The organism is Collinsella sp. TM06-3 (assembly GCF_003436395.1).
Lineage (GTDB): Bacteria > Actinomycetota > Coriobacteriia > Coriobacteriales > Coriobacteriaceae > Collinsella.
Map to the genome: position 1 here is coordinate 103,303 of NZ_QSPG01000001.1, position 15,873 is coordinate 119,175.

Sequence of the window (15,873 nt, forward strand, 5' to 3'; positions counted from 1 at the left end):
GAAGGTCACTATGCCCGTACCTAAACAAAAGCAGGGTCGTATCCGCACTCACACCCGCCGTTCCGCCAACATGAAGATCTCGGCTGCGGCTCAGTCCACGTGCCCCCGTTGCGGTGCTGTCAAGCTCCCGCACCACGTGTGCCCCAGCTGCGGTTTCTACAAGGACCGCGAGGTTATCGTTACCGAGTAACTGTATACTCTGGATGCGATGCCGTTCCAACTGGAACCACAATGGCCGGCTCAATGAGTCGGCCATTTTTGTATAAGGAGCATGTATATGAGTAACGTTCGCGTTTGTGTAGACGTTGTGGGCGGAGACGAGAAGCCTCAGGTTGTCCTCGACGGTATCGAGGCGGCGCTTGCGGCTGATCCCGATATCGAGGTCTTGGCCGTCGGTCCCGCAGAGATCGTGAACCCCTTTGCCGCGGCTCACGCTCGCGTTGAGGCCTTGGAGGCGCCCGATGTCATCGCCATGGATGACGATCCCATTCGAGCCGTGATGACCAAGCGCAAGTCCTCGATCGTACTTGCCTGCCGCGCTATCAAGAAGGGTAACGCGGATGCGTTCTTCTCTGCCGGCTCCACTGGCGCCATGACCGCTGCCGCTACCGCCTACGTGACGCCATTTAGGTATCAGGCCGAGGGCAAGAAGCAGCCGGTCCGTCCGTGCCTCACCAATGCACTGCCCAACCGCGCCGGCGGCCTGACGGTCCTGTGCGACATGGGCGCCAACCCCGATGTCGAGGTCGACGACATGGTGCGTTTTGCCCAGATGGGTAGCGCCTATGCGCGCGTCGTCCTGGGCATTGAGCATCCCCGCGTCGGTCTGCTTGCCAACGGCACCGAGGACGAGAAGGGCTCCAACTTCACCAAGTCGTGCTTCCCGGCCATGAAGGCCGCTGTTCCCGGTTTTGTGGGCAACTGCGAGGGCACCGATCTTACGTCGGGCAATTTTGACGTCGTGGTCGCCGACGGCATGTCGGGCAACATCGCACTCAAGGCCACCGAGGGCGCTGCCAAGTTTTTGCTGCAGGAGCTCAAGGGTGTCTTTATGTCTTCGCTCGGAACCAAGATTGCCGCGCTGCTCATAAAAAAGCAGATGCGCGAGATCAAGGCAAAGCTCTCGGGTGATGCTAAGGGTGGCGCGATTCTTTTGGGCCTGCGTGGCGTGGTCCTGATCGGCCATGGCGCCACATCGGTCGAGGCTGTTAAAAACGGTACGCTCGCGGCGGCCGAAGCCGTGCGCGCGGGGCTGGTCGAGAACGTCGCCAACTCCATGGACGGCATCGTTTTGTAAGAGCGAGTTAGAGCGCTGTTATGTGCCTCGCGGCCTGCTTCGTGGGGTAGAATCAGAACCGTGTCTTGGTACCGCCCGGGCGGTACCATTCTTTTGGTATTCATGCACTATGAGAGGAAGCGCTATGGACCGCTCCGAAATCTTCGACAAGATCGCCGAGGTCGCTGCTGACGTTCTGGGCGTCGATGTTGCCGAAATTAGCGATGAGACCACCTTTGACGACCTCGATGCCAACTCGCTCGAGCGCCTGCAACTGGTTACGGCTATCGAGGACGAGTTCAATCTCGAGATCGATGACGAGACCCTGCTCTCGCTCAACTCTGTCGCCGACGCCGTCGACGCGATCGAAAACGCCAGGGAGGCTTAGGTCTTGGCTTTATCCGAACGACTTACGCGCGCCCAGGAGATTCTGGGCCACGAGTTCAATGACAAGGTGCTGCTGCGCGCGGCCCTTACGCATCCTTCGGCCGTCGAGGGCCAGCCAGTCTCGGCAAGCTACGAGCGCCTTGAGTTCTTGGGTGATTCCATTTTGGGCGCCGTTGTCGCACGCTCCCTGTTTGTGTCCTATCCGGAGTTTGACGAGGGCAAGCTCACGCGCCTGAAGGTGTCCCTTGTCTCGGGCGCCACGCTGTCCGAGGTGTCGCACGAGCTGGGTATCGATGACATCATCATCTTTGGTGCCTCCGAGACCGGTACCGGCGCGCGCGGCCTGCACTCGGCGCTCGAGAACGTCTACGAGTCGCTCGTGGGCGCGCTGTATCTGGACGCCGGCTGGGATGCCGCGGCGGAGTTTATCCATCGTACGCTCAAACCGCACCTGGCCTCCGAGCGTGCCGAGCACCCCGCGAACCCCAAATCGTTCTTGCAGGAGTGCGTGCAAGCCGACGGTCACGAACCCCCGGCGTATAAGCTCGTTGGCTCCGAGGGCCCGGCGCATGCGCCCACCTTTACCGCCGTGGTGTTGATCGATGGTATTCGCCAGGGTCGCGGCTCCGGCTCCTCAAAGAAGGAAGCCGAGGGAGCCGCTGCACTTGAGGCACTTGACCGCATGGGCTACACCACCAACGGCGTGATTCTCAACAAGAAGCCTGTTTAAGCGAGGAACCGTGTATCTCAAGTCCCTCACGCTCAAAGGGTTCAAGTCGTTTGCCGACCGCGCCCATATGACGTTTGAGCCGGGCCTGACCGTCATCGTCGGTCCCAACGGCTCGGGAAAATCGAACATCTCTGACTCGATTCTGTGGGTCCTGGGCGAGCAGAGCGCCAAGCAGCTGCGCGGCCAGGCCATGGAGGATGTCATCTTCTCGGGCTCGTCAGCGCGCAAGCCGGTGGGTGTCGCCGAGGTCACGCTGGTGCTCGATAACTCGGACCATATGCTGCCCGTCGACTTTGACGAGGTCGCCATCACCCGTCGTATGTATCGCTCGGGCGAAAGCGAGTACCTCATCAACTCGAGTCCGTGCCGCCTGATGGACATTCAGGACATCCTGCACGATTCGGGCTTGGGCAAGGATACGCATTCCATCATCAGCCAGGGCAAGCTCGACGCCATTTTGCAGAGCCGCCCCGAGGAGCGCCGCGCCCTCATCGAGGAGGCCGCCGGCATTTCCAAGCACAAACGCCGCAAGGAGCGTGCGCTCAAAAAGATTAAGTCGATGGACGAGCACCTGACGCGTGCCCGCGACATCAATAAGGAAATCGCCCGTCAGCTGCGACCTCTGGAGCGTCAGGTCGATCGTGCGCGCAAGTACAAAGAGCTGTCCTCGCGCGCGAACGAGCTTACGCAGATGCTAGCCGTCGACGAGCTGCGTTCGCTGCAGTCGCAGTGGAACGACTTGGAGAGCCGCTCCAAGGAAGGTGCCGCCGAGCTGGAGCTTGCGCAGTACCGCTTGGGCGAAAAGGAACGCGAGCTCGAGAAGCTCCAGGTCATGCTCGAGGAAAAGGGCCTGTTTGTGGGCGATCTGGGCGAGCAGCGCCGCCATATGCAAGACGTGGTCGGCCGCATTAACTCCGATATGCGCCTGCTCGAGGAAAAGGGCCACAACATGGTGTCGCGCCTGTCCGACATGCGCGGCCAGATCTCGAGCTCCGAGCATCAGCGTCGTCGCGTGGTAGAGGAGCTCGAGGACGCGCGTGCGCAGCTTGAGGAAGTGACCGGCGCGCACATGCAGGCCCAGGAGGACGTTGATGCCGCTGGTCCTGCCGCCGCTCAGCTCCACGAGCGGCGCGTGGCGCTCGACAATCAGATTTCGCAGCTTACGCGTGAGCAACGCGATGCGCAGCGTGTGGCCGATAACGCGGCGCTCGAACTCGCCAAGGTGAAGGACTCGCTGAGCAACGCCGAGGTCGAGGACAACATGTACGCCTCACGCCTGGAGCAGATCGACGAGCAGCTCGAGGAAGTCACGGCCTCACTCGAGAGCCGTCGCGACCGCGCCGAGGAGCTCGACAGTGCACTTGATCAGGCCCGTCAAGCCCAGATTGATGCTCGCGAGGCTACCGAGGTCGCCCGTGCAGCCCTTAAGGACCTGCGTGTCCGCGAGAGCGAGGCGCGCAACAAACTGTCCGAGGTGCGCTCGGAGCTTGCCAGCCAAAAGAAGCTCGATGCCCGCATGGCTGACAGCTCGCCGCTGGTGAGCCGTCTGATGGGTGCGCTGGGCGACGATGTCTCGGGTCGTCTGGGCGACGTGCTCGAGGCCCCGCGTGAGCTTGAGGGCCTGGTTGGGCAATTGCTCGCCGGCGATATCGATGCGCTGCTGTTCGACGATGCGTCCGCGCTTGAGCGTGCCGGTCGTGCCGCTCTGGACCAGAAGAAGGCCTCGGGCGAGGCGCTGCTGGTCGCGCGCGGTGTGAGCGCCTCTGCTGCCGCTAAGGGCGCTGCCGGTTCCCGCCTGGTCGATCGCCTGTCCGTACGCGCCGGCTATGGCCCGGTTGTCGAGGCGCTGCTCGGCGGCTATTACGTTGTCGACGACTTGGCGGCTGCGCTGGCCGCGCCTGTCGTTGACGGCGTGACTTACGTGACCCCCGATGGCGCCCGCGTCGCCTGCGGCGGCCTGGTGCGTGTGGGGCTCGACGCCGGCGAGGCTTCGGGTGCTTTGGAGCGCAAGCGCCGCATCCGTGAGCTCGAGGGCCTGGAACCCGATCTGGCTGCTGTGTTTGAGCATGTGTCGGATCAGGTCGTCGAGGCCAATGCGGCCGTTGAGGAGGCGCGTGCCGCCGAGGGCGATGCCGCCGGCGAGATCGCCCGTCTTGAGGGCGAGCGCCGCTCGCTGCTCTCCGAGATTGGCCGCCTGGAGCAAAGCGCCAACAACGCCGAGGTCGAGCACGTGCGCATCTCCAAGCGCCGCGAGCAGGCCGCCGAGGCCGTTCGCGCTGCGCGCCCGCGCGTTGACGAACTCACCCGTTCGCGTGACGAGGCGCGTGCACAGGCAAGCGACCTGGGTCTCCAGATTGCCGAGGCCAACGATGAGCTCGATCGCGTTCGCCGTGACGATTCCGAGGCCGCCGGTAAGCTCGCCGATGCCAAGGTGCGCCTGGCCCAGACGAGCGAGCGCCTGCGTTCGCTGAAGGGCCGCGTGCCCGACCTTGAGCATCGTCTTGAGGGCATCGACCGTCGTATCCGCGGAACACGCCAGGCTTCGCGCTCGCTCGAGCTGCTGCGCCTGCGCGTCGACCCCATGCACGAACGCTATTCTGCCCTGTTGGAACGCGCATCGGATTGGGCAGCGCGCCTGCGTGACCAGGCCTCTCTGGAAGAGGCGGACTCCGCTTCGCTCAAGAAGACCATCGAGGATGCCAAGGCCGAGGTTGCCCGCGCTAAGGAGCGGGTCGATACCGCCACTGCCACGCAAAACGAGTTCAAGGTCGCACGCGGCAAGCTTGAGGTGCAGGTAGAGGCCGCCATTAAGGCCATTATCGCCGATGGCACCACGGTGCTCGAGGAAGCGCTCATGCTTCCTGCTCCCACCGACCGCGACGCCGCCGAGCGGGAGCTCAACCAGCTCGTGCGTCATATCAACAATCTGGGCCCCGTGAACCAGGTTGCCATGGAGGAGTACGAGCAGCTCAAGCGCCGCGCCGACTACATCGAGGACCAGCTGGCCGATCTGGAGAGCGCGCGCAAGGCGCTCACCAAGATCACAGTGGCCATTGATCGCAAGATGCGCAAGGCGTTTCTGGTGACGTTTGAGAAGGTCGACGCGAACTTCCGCGAGATCTTCGCCATGCTGTTCCCGGGTGGCCAGGCTCATCTTGAGATGACCGATCCCGAGCATCCTGCCGAGACGGGCATTGAGGTTGTGGCGCAGCCGCGCGGCAAGCGCATTACTAAGATGATGCTCATGTCGGGTGGCGAGAAGAGTCTGACGGCGCTCGCCCTGCTCTTTGCCGTGTACCGCACGCGCACGGTGCCGTTCTATGTGCTTGACGAGGTCGAGGCGGCGCTTGATGACGCCAACCTGTCCAAGCTCATCGGAGCCCTCGATGTGCTGCGTTCCGATACACAGCTCTTGGTCATTTCGCATCAGCGCCGTACTATGGAGGACGCTGACGTTCTCTATGGCGTCTCGATGCAAGCCGACGGCGTCAGCCGCGTCGTCTCGCAAAAACTCGATCGCGAAACCGGAAAGGTCGTGAATGCATAATGGGATTCTTTGACGCTCTCTCGCGCGGACTTGAGCGCAGCCGCGAGGCCCTCAACGAGGTCTTCTACTTTGGTGGCGAGGTCGACGAGGACTTTTGGGAGGACCTTGAGGACACCCTCGTCATGGGTGACATGGGTGCCGAGGTCGCTATTCAGGTCTCCGATGACCTGCGCGATGCTGCTGCCAAGAAGAACCTTAAGACCGCCCCGCAGCTTCGCCGCGCTCTGGCCGAGCAGCTCGAGGGCCATTTTGTGCCTGTTGAGCGTGATCCGTTTTCCGATACGCCGAGCTGCGTGCTGTTTGTGGGCATCAACGGCGCCGGCAAGACCACAACGGTCGGCAAGATTGCGAGCGCCATGGCTGCCCGCGGCAAGAACGTGGTGATCGGTTCGGCCGACACCTTCCGCGCCGCCGCCATCGAGCAGCTCGATGTGTGGGGCCAGCGTGCCGGCGTACCGGTTATTAAGCGTGACCGCGGCTCCGATCCGGCGAGCGTGTGCTATGACGTGCTCGACGAGGCCGATAAGCGCGACAGCGACCTGGTGCTCATCGATACCGCCGGCCGTCTGCACACAAGCCCCGAGCTCATGCGCGAGCTTGCCAAAGTGGTCAACGTGACGCGTAAGCGCGCCGCCAATATGGCTGCCGGCCCCATGCCTGTCTCGGTCGTCCTCGTAATCGATGCCGCGACGGGCCAAAACGGTCTGAACCAGGCGCTCGAGTTTAACGAGGCGCTGGGCCTGGACGGTATTATCATGACTAAGCTCGACGGCACGGCTAAGGGCGGTATCGCCATGGCCGTGGCCGAGAAGCTCAAGCTCCCGATCCTGCGCATCGGCGTGGGCGAGCAGGTCGATGACCTGCAGGAGTTTAACGCCAAAGATTTCTGCCGCGCCCTGGTGGGCGAGTCCAACTAAGGAGTAACCAGTGTTTGATTCCCTGAGCGATCGCCTCAACGACACATTTGACCGCCTTCGCGGCAAGGGTAAGCTGACCGAGGCCGATATCACCTCGGCCATGCGCGACATTCGCATGGCGCTGCTCGAGGCCGACGTTAACTTTAAGGTCGTCAAGGAGTTCGTTGCTAAGACCAAGGAGCGCTGCATGACCACCGAGGTCATGGAGTCGCTGTCGCCGGCGCAAAACGTCGTCAAGATCGTGCTCGACGAGCTCACCGAGATGCTCGGCTCCACCGAGAGCAAGCTCGTTTTTAGTAACCGCATTCCTAATGTCATCATGCTCGTGGGTCTGCAGGGCTCCGGTAAGACCACGGCTGCCGTAAAGCTTGCCTACCTGCTCAAGAAGCAGGGCCGCTCGCCGCTGCTCGCCGCGTGCGACGTCTACCGTCCCGCTGCTGCCGACCAGCTTGCCACGCTCGGTGGCGAGATCGGCGTGCCGGTCTTCCGCGGTGACGGCGAGCACCCGGTCGATATCGCCAAGGGCGCCATCCAGGAGGCCGTCGACCATCTGCGTGACGTGGTCATCGTCGATACCGCCGGTCGTCTGCAGATCGACGAGCAAATGATGCAGGAGGCCGTGGACATCAAGAAGGCCGTCAAGCCCGATCAGGTGCTGATGGTCGTCGATGCCATGACCGGCCAGGATATCGTCAACGTCGTCTCGACCTTCGCCGAGCGCACTGACTTTGACGGTGTTATCATCTCCAAGCTCGACGGTGACGCCCGTGGCGGTGGCGCACTTTCGGTGCGTCAGGTGACCGGCAAGCCCATCAAGTTCGTGAGCATGGGCGAGAAGCCCGACTCGCTGGAGCCGTTTTACCCGGACCGCATGGCCAAGCGCATCTTGGGCATGGGCGACGTCGTCGGCATCATCGAGAAGGCCCAGGAGGCCGCCGATGCCGAGCAGCTCGAGGCCGCCGAGCGCATGCTGCGCGAGGGCTTTACCATGAACGACATGCTCGACCAGATGAAAGCCGTTAAGAAGATGGGCGGCATGAAGGGCATTCTCGGCATGCTCCCCGGTGGCCAGCGCGCGCTCAACCAGATGGGCGGCAACCTGGACGAGGGCATCTTCGATAAGAACGAGGCCATCATCATGTCGATGACCAAGGAGGAGCGCCTGCGTCCCTCCATCATCAACGGCCAGCGCCGCGCCCGCATTGCCAAGGGTGCCGGCGTAACCCCCACCGAGGTCAACAGCCTTATGAAGCAGTGGGGCGAGATGAATAAGATGATGGGCCGCATGCGCACGATGGCCAATCAGGCGCAGGCCGGCGGCAAAAAGGGCAAAAAGGGAAAGAAGGGCAAGAAGATGCGCATGCCCAATATCCCTGGCCTGGACGCTATGGGTCTGGGCGGCATGGGCGGCCTAGGTACGGGCGGTCCCAAGTCCGATATGGAGCTGCTGCGCCAGATGGAAGCGCAGATGCGTAATAAGAAATAGAGCTGTAATTCCAGCTTGATATGGCAAAGGCCACTCGGAAGCTACCGGGTGGCCTTTGTTGTTGGCTTTGATTGTTGGGTTGCGTTCGGCTTCGCGTCCCGAGCTCGCGGTGCCGTGCCGTTAGTGGCAGCCGCAGCCCTCATGGCCTTCGTGGTCGTGGTGGCCGTGGCAGCCGCAGGACCCGCCATGCTCATGGGTGTGCTCGTGGTCGTGGCTGTGGCAGCCGCACGTGGCCTCGCCGTTCTGTGCGAGCGTGCCGGCGATAAGGGCCTCGACGCAAGCGTCGCAGCTGCCCTGGGCACCTGCGTATACCGTGATGCCGGCTTGGGCAAGCGCGTTGATAGCGCCTCCGCCGATGCCGCCGCAGATGAGCGTGTCCACGCCGCCGTTGGCGAGCAGGCCCGCAAGTGCGCCGTGGCCGGTGCCGCCGGTGCCCACGACCTGCTCGTTGAGCACCTTGCCGTCCTGAATGTCGTAGATCTTGAACTGCTCGCTGCGGCCAAAGTGCATAAAGATGTTGCCATTGTCGTACGTGGTTGCCACCCTCATGGTGCCGACCCCCTTTGCTGGCCATGCGGCCGTTGTCGTGGTGATGGGGGAGTACGCGATATTGCCGCCTTCGATGATGAGCGCCCGACCATTGACCAACGCGTTTGCCACCTTGCGATGCGCTCGGCTGCAAATAGCCGCCACCGTGGCGCGCGCGATGCCCATCTGCTGTGCGACTGCCTCTTGGTTAAGGCCTTCCAGGTCGCACAGGCGCAGCACCTCGAGTTCGTCGACCGTCATGTCGATGGCGTCTCCACTGGCAAGGCCGTCGGGGGTAAAGCCGCGATATTCGGGGATGATCCCAACACGGCGCAATTTCTCGCGTCTTCCTGCCATACGTGCTCCTTATCTGACATATGTCAACAATAGAATAACGAACGTGCAGATTTACGCAAGAGATTTCTGGCATATGTCAGAAAACAAGGGCTTATGTTTGGGCTGTGGGGCCGCGTGCGCCTGGGCTACAATGAATCTCGCTTGTAGGCGACTGACAGGAGGGTCAATGAGCAAGGCTGATCAACAGTTTGTAACCATGTGCCGCGATATTCTGGACCATGGCACCACCACCGAGGGCCAAAAGGTCCGTCCGGTGTGGGAGGACGGCACCCCTGCCTATACCATTAAAAACTTTGGCGTTACGGCACGCTATGACCTGCGTGAGGAGTTTCCGGCGCTTACCCTGCGTCGTACGGCCCTCAAATCTGCCATGGATGAGATCCTATGGATCTATCAAAAGAAGTCCAATAACGTGCATGACCTCAACAGCCATATTTGGGATGAGTGGGCTGACGAGACCGGCTCCATCGGTAAGGCCTACGGGTATCAGATTGGGCAGAAGAGCCATTATGCCGAGGGCGATTTCGACCAGATGGACCGCGTTCTGTACGACCTTAAGAACACGCCGTACAGCCGCCGCATTATGACGAATACCTATGTGTTTAGCGATTTGTCCGAGATGCACCTGTATCCGTGCGCCTACAGCGTGACGTATAACGTGACGCAGCGCCCGCAGGATGACAAACCGACGCTCAACATGATTCTCAACCAGCGCAGCCAGGACATTTTGGCCGCGAACAACTGGAATGTGTGCCAGTACGCCATCTTGCTGATGATGGTCGCGCAATCGGTCGATATGATTCCCGGCGAGCTGCTACATGTGATTGCCGATGCCCACATTTACGACCGTCATGTCGATATCGTCCGCGAGCTTATCGAGCGTCCGCAGTTTGCCGCGCCCAAGGTAACGCTTAACCCCGATGTGCATGACTTCTATGCGTTTACGACCGACGACCTGATCGTCGAGGGTTATGAGCACGGCCCGCAGGTCAAGAACATCCCCATTGCGGTGTAGGTGACGCGCATGACGTGTAAGCTTTCTGCCATTGTCGCCGTGTGCGATGACTGGGGCATTGGGTGCGAGGGCGACATGGTGGTGTCCAATCGCGCCGACATGCGCCATTTTGTGGCGTGCACCAAAGGGTGCCCGGTTATTATGGGACGCAAGACCCTGCTGAGTTTTCCCGGTGGGCGTCCGCTCAAGAACCGCCGCAATATCGTGCTCACGCGTGACGAGAGCTTTGCTGCCGAGGGCGTCGACGTGGTGCATAGCGTCGACGAAGCGCTCGCCGTGGTTGCCGATGAGCCCGTTGCGTGGGTGATCGGCGGTGGCGAGGTGTATCGTCAGTTTTTGCCGTGCTGCGTGGAGGCCGAGGTCACGCATAACCACTGCGTCCATCCCGTGGACACGTACTTTCCCGACTTGGACGCCGATCCCGCGTGGGAGATTGCGCGGCGTGGCGGGGTTGCCACGATTGCCTCGGGCGAGGGTGACGAGGGTCTCGATTATGAGTTCGTGACGTATCGTCGCGTTGAGGCATAAATCGCCTGGCGTGAACGGTATCATCGGGTTGATTGAATGCATGGGGCGGCGCTTAGCGTCGCCTCGTTTGGTATAGATGTGCTGTAAAGAAGGGTGCGGGCTGGCTGCTATGACTGATGCCGTTGAGGTGCTGCGAATCGATTCGCTCGAGGACGAGCGGCTCGATGCCTACGTGCGACTGACCGAGCGTGAGCTTCGCTGCGTGCTGGAGCCGCAGAAGGGCATTTTTATCGCCGAGAGCGCCAAGGTCATCGAGCGTGCGGTTCGCGCCGGATACGAGCCGGTGAGCTTTCTTTTGGGCGAACGCTGGCTCGATCAGATGATGCCGCTGTTTGAGCAGCTTGTTGTGCGCGAGGGCGCAGGTCCGGTTCCTGTGTTCGTGGCCTCGATGGAGCTCATGGAGCAGCTGACGGGTTTTAACGTGACGCGCGGTGCGCTCGCGGCATTCCGTCGTCCACGCCAGATTCCGGTAGCCGAGTTCTTGAGTGGCGTCGTCGAGGCGGCGGGTGAGCGCCCGGTGCGCGTGTGCGTGCTCGAGGGCATTGTCGACCACACCAATGTCGGCGCGATTTTCCGCTCGGCGGCTGCGCTGAACGTCGATGGCATTTTGGTGAGCCCCACTTGCTGTGACCCGCTGTACCGTCGCTCGGCCCGCGTGAGCATGGGCACGGTGTTCCAGGTGCCCTGGACGCGCATTGGCAGCGAGGCGCGCGTATGGCCGCATGATGGGCTGGCGGCGCTGCACGATGCCGGCTTTTCGTGTGCCGCCATGGCGTTGACGGATGATTCGGTGTCGCTGGACGATCCCGTGCTGCAGGAGATTGACCGCCTAGCGATCTTTATGGGTACCGAGGGTGCCGGCTTGGGCACCAAGACCATTGCCGGCTGCGACCGAGCCGCGCGCATTCCGATGGCGCACGGGGTCGATTCACTCAACGTTGCCGCTGCGAGTGCCGTCGCCTTTTGGCAACTGTGCCCGCATGTGAGCAACGAGTACCACTACCAGCCGGGGCTGTATCACTAGGCAGATATTTCGCACCGGGCTCTGGTTCGGGACGTTTCGGCCGACGTCGGTCGGTGCTAAGCTGGTTTTGGCTTTCGTTTTAAAGTGCCGTTTTGTTGTTTGACGTACGCTGGTGGGGAGGGCGTGTGGCTAAGAAATCTACGGCTATCGATGTAACGCAGGGCGTTATTTGGCAGCAGCTGCTGTCGCTGTGCGTCCCCATCTTCTTTAGTTCGTTCTTTCAGCAGGCATACACGCTTATCGGTACCTATATCGTCGGTCAGTTTGGCGGCAAGCTCGCGCTGGGTGGCATTCAGGCCACGATGGTGCTTACGGAGCTCTGCATTGGTTTTTGCGTCGGTGTTGGTGCTGGATGTGCCGTTATTACCGGCCAGTTTTTTGGTCAGCACGATGACGAGCGCTTGAGCCGATCGGTCCATACGGCCATGACGCTCGCGCTGGTGGGCGGCATTGTCATTTCCATTCTGGGCATGGTGTTTGTCGAGCCGATGCTTGTGCTGATGAATACACCGCATGAGCTGCTGGCCGAGGGTGTGGCGTATGCCCGTTGCTACTTTGCCGCCATGTTTGCGGCGCTGCTGCTCAATATGGGGACGGCGTTGTTGCGCGCCGTGGGCGACACGCGCGGTCCGGCGGTCATTATTGCCTCCGGCTGCTTCGTCAACGTGGCGCTCGACATTCTCTTTGTCGCCGTGCTGCACATGGAAGCGCTGGGCTGCGGCATCGCGGTGGCGCTGACTATCTGCACCAATGCCACGATGATTGTGATCCGCATGATGCACGCTCCGGGGGCGCGGCGGTTGTCGCTATCCAAACTCGGTATCGATCGCGGCATTTGCAAGAGCATGCTTTCGTGCGGTTTGCCGCTGGGCGTTCAGTCTGCGGCGTATTCGATCTCCAACGTTTTGATTCAGGTGTCGGTCAACTCGTTTGGAGCCGATGTTACGACCGCTTGGGGTCTTTCCGGTCGCCTGGACGGCATTATCTGGATGGTGACCGAGGCGCTTGGTGTGTCGATTACTACGTTCTCGGCGCAGAACTTTGGTGCGCGCAATTACGATCGCATGCGAAAGGGATACCACACGTCGCTCGTGCTGTCGTTTGTGCTTATCGGTGGCCTGTCTGCCGTGCTGCTGGTATTCTCGGGCCCGCTTTCGCGTCTGTTTATCGACGATGTCGCAATTTCGGCCTACACCACGACGATTCTTCATTTCATCGCGCCGTTCTACGCGATCTTCTCGATTATCGAAAACGCGTCCGGCTCCATCCGTGGCGCTGGCGTGAGCTTCCAGCCTATGATGCTCACGATATTCGGCACGGTCGTGCTCCGCGTGGCGTGGGTGTTCGCGATTATGCCGCTCGACCCCTCGCTCGAGCATCTGCTGCTGGTCTACCCCGTAACCTGGGTAATAACCGCCACGATGTTCACCATCTACCACCACAGCGGCAACTGGCTAGGCCGCGCCACTGCCTAATGATCCCTGGGGGGACGGAGGAAAACGGCTCATTGCTCTCCGTCGTGATGTCGATGATCCGTTTCCCTTCGTCCCCTTCGGATCAATTAGTATTCGATGCCTTGGCGGGCCAGGAGGCCTTCGTCGAAGTAGTGTTTGACGAGGCGCATTTCGGTGACCAGGTCGGCGAGGTCCGCGATGGGCAGCAGGCCGCGGCCGGTCAGTATGAGCTCTGTGGTGTCGGGTTTCATCGCGATCAGTTCCTCGACATCCTCGCGCGTCACGAAGCCGCGGCGCATGGCCTCGCCGAGTTCGTCCAAAATCAGAACGTCGACCTGTGAGATCTGCTCGCGTGCGAGCTCCATGATCTGTGCGGCGCAAGCCTCGGGCGTGTCGCGGTCGGCCTGTACAATTCGTAGCCCTAGGCGTGGTGCCGCATCATGCTCGGCGCAGTGCAGCTTCTTGGCAAACTGAAGCATGAGCACGTTAAGTCCATAGCCCGTGGCGCGCAGCGCGAGCCCCAGCGCAGCCGTCGTCTTGCCCTTGCCGTCGCCCGTATAGATCTGAACCTTGCCGACTTCGAGTGATGCCATCTCTATTCTTTCGTGCCCGGCGTCGGTTTATCGCCGGCCGGGTTGGGTATTCTAGTTAGCATTATCAACCCCAGTAGATGGAGTTCAAGCAGATGGAGATGGATGACAACAAACGTAGACGGAATATGATCCTCTACGTGCTCATCGCCTTCGTCGTCTACCTCGTGCTCTCGACCGTTCTGTTCCCCAACATCGGTCACACGCAGCAGATTACGAAGACCGATTATTCGACGTTTGTCAAAGCGCTCGATAAGAAGAGTGTCGACAAGGTCGAGTACAACACGGACGATTACTCGATTTATTACACCAAGAAGGGCGAGGACGAGAACATCGCCTACAAGACGACCGGCGTGCCGAGTGACACGGGCTTTACCGATCGCGTGCTCGAGGCCGGCGCCTCGCTGGAGTCGGTGGTTCCCGATAAGAACTCGGGCCTGATGACTTACTACTTGCTCACGCTCGTCCTTCCCATGGCGATTTTCTTCCTCATCGGCTGGTGGCTCAACCGCCGTATGAAGAAGGCCATGGGCGATGACGGCCCGTCCATGAATTTTGGTGGCGGCGGCTTTGGCGGCGGCGGTCTGGGTAAGTCCGGTGCGCGCGTTATCGCCTCCAAGGATGTTGGCGTGACCTTTAAGGATGTTGCTGGTCAGGAAGAGGCCAAGGAATCCCTGAAGGAGGTCGTCGACTTTCTGGAGAAGCCGCAGCGCTATGAGGAAATCGGCGCCAAGCTGCCGCGCGGTGCTCTTCTCGTGGGCCCTCCTGGCACTGGTAAGACCCTGCTTGCCAAGGCTGTTGCCGGCGAGGCGGGCGTACCGTTCTTTAGCATTTCGGGCTCTGAGTTCGTCGAGATGTTCGTCGGCCGTGGCGCCGCCAAGGTGCGCGACCTGTTTAAGCAGGCTAAGGAAAAGGCCCCCTGTATCGTATTTATCGATGAGATTGATACCATCGGCAAAAAGCGTGACGGTGGCGGCTTTAGCGGCAACGACGAGCGTGAGCAAACGCTCAACCAGCTGCTGACCGAGATGGATGGCTTCGACAACCACAAGGGTATCGTCGTCCTCGCTGCCACCAACCGTCCTGACAGCCTCGATCCCGCTCTGCTGCGCCCCGGTCGTTTTGACCGCCGCATCCCCGTTGAGCTGCCCGACCTGACCGGCCGCAAGAACATCCTCGAGCTTCACGCCAAGAGTGTGAAGACCGAGCCGCCGATCGATCTGACCGCGATTGCCCGCGCCACGCCCGGAGCCTCGGGCGCCGACCTGGCCAATATCATCAACGAGGGCGCCCTGCGCGCCGTTCGCGAGGGTCGCAAGCGTGCAACCCAGGACGACTTCGAGGAGTCGGTGGAGGTCGTCATCGCCGGCCAGCAGCGTAAGTCCACGGTGCTGTCCGATCACGAGAAACAGGTCGTGTCCTATCACGAGATCGGCCATGCCATCGTTGCCGCCCGCCAGAAGGGTTCTGCGCCGGTTACGAAGATCACCATCGTGCCGCGTACGAGCGGTGCTCTGGGCTACACCATGCAGGTCGAGGAGGATGAGCGCTTCTTGACCACGCGCCAGGAGGTGCTCGACAAGCTCGCTGTCTACTGCGGCGGACGTGCTGCCGAGGAGCTCATCTTTGGTGAGATGACGACTGGCGCGGCCAATGATATCGAGCAGGCCACCAAGCTCGCCCGCAACATGGTGACGCGCTTTGGTATGTCGGAAGAGTTTGGCATGATGGCGCTCGGTACCGTTCAGAATGCCTACCTCAACCAGGACACGTCGCTCACCTGTGCCCCCGGTACGGCCGAGCGCGTCGACGCGATCGTCGCCAAGCTGATCGAGGACGCACATGACCGCGCCCTGCAGATCCTCAAGGAGAACAAGTTTAAGCTCCATGAGCTGGCTCGTTATCTGTACAAGAAGGAGACGATCACGGGCGAGGAGTTCATGAATCTCCTCACGCGCGAGAATCCGCTGATGCCAAAGCAGCAGTAAGGCTGGTTGCACAACGTCGAACGCCCCATTTGAGTTTCTATCTCAA

At 61.2% G+C, this 15,873-nt stretch carries 14 protein-coding genes; 12 read left to right on the plus strand and 2 right to left on the minus strand.

Annotated features, from left to right (window positions below; genetic code table 11):
• Window positions 1-10: 10 nt before the first annotated feature.
• The 7 genes from rpmF to ffh all read left to right on the plus strand — a co-directional run bounded on the left by rpmF (window position 11) and on the right by ffh (window position 8,343).
• Window positions 11-190 (plus strand): 50S ribosomal protein L32, encoded by a 180-nt coding sequence (rpmF, locus tag DXD56_RS00450; RefSeq protein WP_022094017.1) that lies wholly within the window; start codon window positions 11-13, stop codon window positions 188-190.
• Between the two features lie 87 nt (window positions 191-277).
• The gene (gene plsX, locus DXD56_RS00455; protein ID WP_117639312.1) at window positions 278-1,297 is read left to right on the plus strand and encodes a phosphate acyltransferase PlsX; all 1,020 of its coding nucleotides are present in this window, start codon (window positions 278-280) and stop codon (window positions 1,295-1,297) included.
• A gap of 124 nt (window positions 1,298-1,421) precedes the next feature.
• Window positions 1,422-1,664 (plus strand): acyl carrier protein, encoded by a 243-nt coding sequence (locus tag DXD56_RS00460; protein WP_055309519.1) that lies wholly within the window; start codon window positions 1,422-1,424, stop codon window positions 1,662-1,664.
• A 3-nt stretch (window positions 1,665-1,667) separates the two neighbouring features.
• A complete protein-coding gene (gene rnc / locus DXD56_RS00465; protein ID WP_117639314.1) occupies window positions 1,668-2,393 on the plus strand; it encodes a ribonuclease III in 726 nt (241 codons plus the stop codon).
• A 10-nt stretch (window positions 2,394-2,403) separates the two neighbouring features.
• A complete protein-coding gene (gene smc / locus DXD56_RS00470; RefSeq protein ID WP_117639316.1) occupies window positions 2,404-5,940 on the plus strand; it encodes a chromosome segregation protein SMC in 3,537 nt (1,178 codons plus the stop codon).
• Window positions 5,940-6,857 carry a signal recognition particle-docking protein FtsY gene (gene ftsY, locus DXD56_RS00475; RefSeq protein ID WP_117639318.1) on the plus strand — a complete coding sequence of 306 codons (918 nt, stop codon included), beginning with the start codon at window positions 5,940-5,942 and terminating at the stop codon, window positions 6,855-6,857. Before smc ends, ftsY begins: the two co-directional genes overlap by 1 nt.
• Window positions 6,858-6,867: 10 nt before the next feature.
• Window positions 6,868-8,343 carry a signal recognition particle protein gene (gene ffh, locus DXD56_RS00480; RefSeq protein ID WP_117639320.1) on the plus strand — a complete coding sequence of 492 codons (1,476 nt, stop codon included), beginning with the start codon at window positions 6,868-6,870 and terminating at the stop codon, window positions 8,341-8,343.
• A 120-nt stretch (window positions 8,344-8,463) separates the two neighbouring features.
• On the opposite strand, the gene DXD56_RS00485 is transcribed toward ffh, so the two are convergent.
• On the minus strand, window positions 8,464-9,228 hold the full coding sequence (locus DXD56_RS00485) for a NifB/NifX family molybdenum-iron cluster-binding protein (protein WP_117639322.1): 765 nt from the start codon (window positions 9,226-9,228) through the stop codon (window positions 8,464-8,466).
• Between the two features lie 166 nt (window positions 9,229-9,394).
• Here DXD56_RS00485 and thyA point away from each other — a divergent pair, with 166 nt between their 5' ends.
• From thyA to DXD56_RS00505, 4 genes are all read left to right on the plus strand, one after another.
• A complete protein-coding gene (gene thyA / locus DXD56_RS00490) occupies window positions 9,395-10,243 on the plus strand; it encodes a thymidylate synthase (protein WP_117629294.1) in 849 nt (282 codons plus the stop codon).
• A 9-nt stretch (window positions 10,244-10,252) separates the two neighbouring features.
• The gene (locus DXD56_RS00495; protein WP_117639324.1) at window positions 10,253-10,771 is read left to right on the plus strand and encodes a dihydrofolate reductase; all 519 of its coding nucleotides are present in this window, start codon (window positions 10,253-10,255) and stop codon (window positions 10,769-10,771) included.
• 109 nt (window positions 10,772-10,880) lie between these two features.
• Window positions 10,881-11,795, plus strand: a complete 915-nt coding sequence (locus tag DXD56_RS00500) for an RNA methyltransferase (RefSeq protein WP_117639326.1) — start codon at window positions 10,881-10,883, stop codon at window positions 11,793-11,795.
• Between the two features lie 125 nt (window positions 11,796-11,920).
• Entirely contained in the window at window positions 11,921-13,270 is a 1,350-nt protein-coding gene (locus tag DXD56_RS00505) for an MATE family efflux transporter (RefSeq protein WP_117639328.1), read from the plus strand.
• Between the two features lie 86 nt (window positions 13,271-13,356).
• Here DXD56_RS00505 and DXD56_RS00510 read toward each other — a convergent pair whose 3' ends face one another.
• On the minus strand, window positions 13,357-13,842 hold the full coding sequence (locus DXD56_RS00510; RefSeq protein WP_117639330.1) for a cob(I)yrinic acid a,c-diamide adenosyltransferase: 486 nt from the start codon (window positions 13,840-13,842) through the stop codon (window positions 13,357-13,359).
• 92 nt (window positions 13,843-13,934) lie between these two features.
• Here DXD56_RS00510 and ftsH point away from each other — a divergent pair, with 92 nt between their 5' ends.
• The gene (gene ftsH / locus DXD56_RS00515; RefSeq protein ID WP_192934481.1) at window positions 13,935-15,827 is read left to right on the plus strand and encodes an ATP-dependent zinc metalloprotease FtsH; all 1,893 of its coding nucleotides are present in this window, start codon (window positions 13,935-13,937) and stop codon (window positions 15,825-15,827) included.
• Window positions 15,828-15,873 lie beyond the last annotated feature (46 nt).

Excerpts from the sequence above, each read along its gene's own strand:
- rpmF (WP_022094017.1), top strand. The coding sequence starts at position 11 with ATGCCCGTACCTAAACAAAAGCAGGGTCGTATCCGCACTCACACCCGC.
- plsX (WP_117639312.1), top strand. The coding sequence starts at position 278 with ATGAGTAACGTTCGCGTTTGTGTAGACGTTGTGGGCGGAGACGAGAAG.
- DXD56_RS00460 (WP_055309519.1), top strand. The coding sequence starts at position 1,422 with ATGGACCGCTCCGAAATCTTCGACAAGATCGCCGAGGTCGCTGCTGAC.
- ftsY (WP_117639318.1), top strand. The coding sequence starts at position 5,940 with ATGGGATTCTTTGACGCTCTCTCGCGCGGACTTGAGCGCAGCCGCGAG.
- DXD56_RS00485 (WP_117639322.1), bottom strand. The coding sequence starts at position 9,228 with ATGGCAGGAAGACGCGAGAAATTGCGCCGTGTTGGGATCATCCCCGAA.
- thyA (WP_117629294.1), top strand. The coding sequence starts at position 9,395 with ATGAGCAAGGCTGATCAACAGTTTGTAACCATGTGCCGCGATATTCTG.
- DXD56_RS00495 (WP_117639324.1), top strand. The coding sequence starts at position 10,253 with ATGACGTGTAAGCTTTCTGCCATTGTCGCCGTGTGCGATGACTGGGGC.
- DXD56_RS00500 (WP_117639326.1), top strand. The coding sequence starts at position 10,881 with ATGACTGATGCCGTTGAGGTGCTGCGAATCGATTCGCTCGAGGACGAG.
- DXD56_RS00510 (WP_117639330.1), bottom strand. The coding sequence starts at position 13,842 with ATGGCATCACTCGAAGTCGGCAAGGTTCAGATCTATACGGGCGACGGC.
- ftsH (WP_192934481.1), top strand. The coding sequence starts at position 13,935 with ATGGAGATGGATGACAACAAACGTAGACGGAATATGATCCTCTACGTG.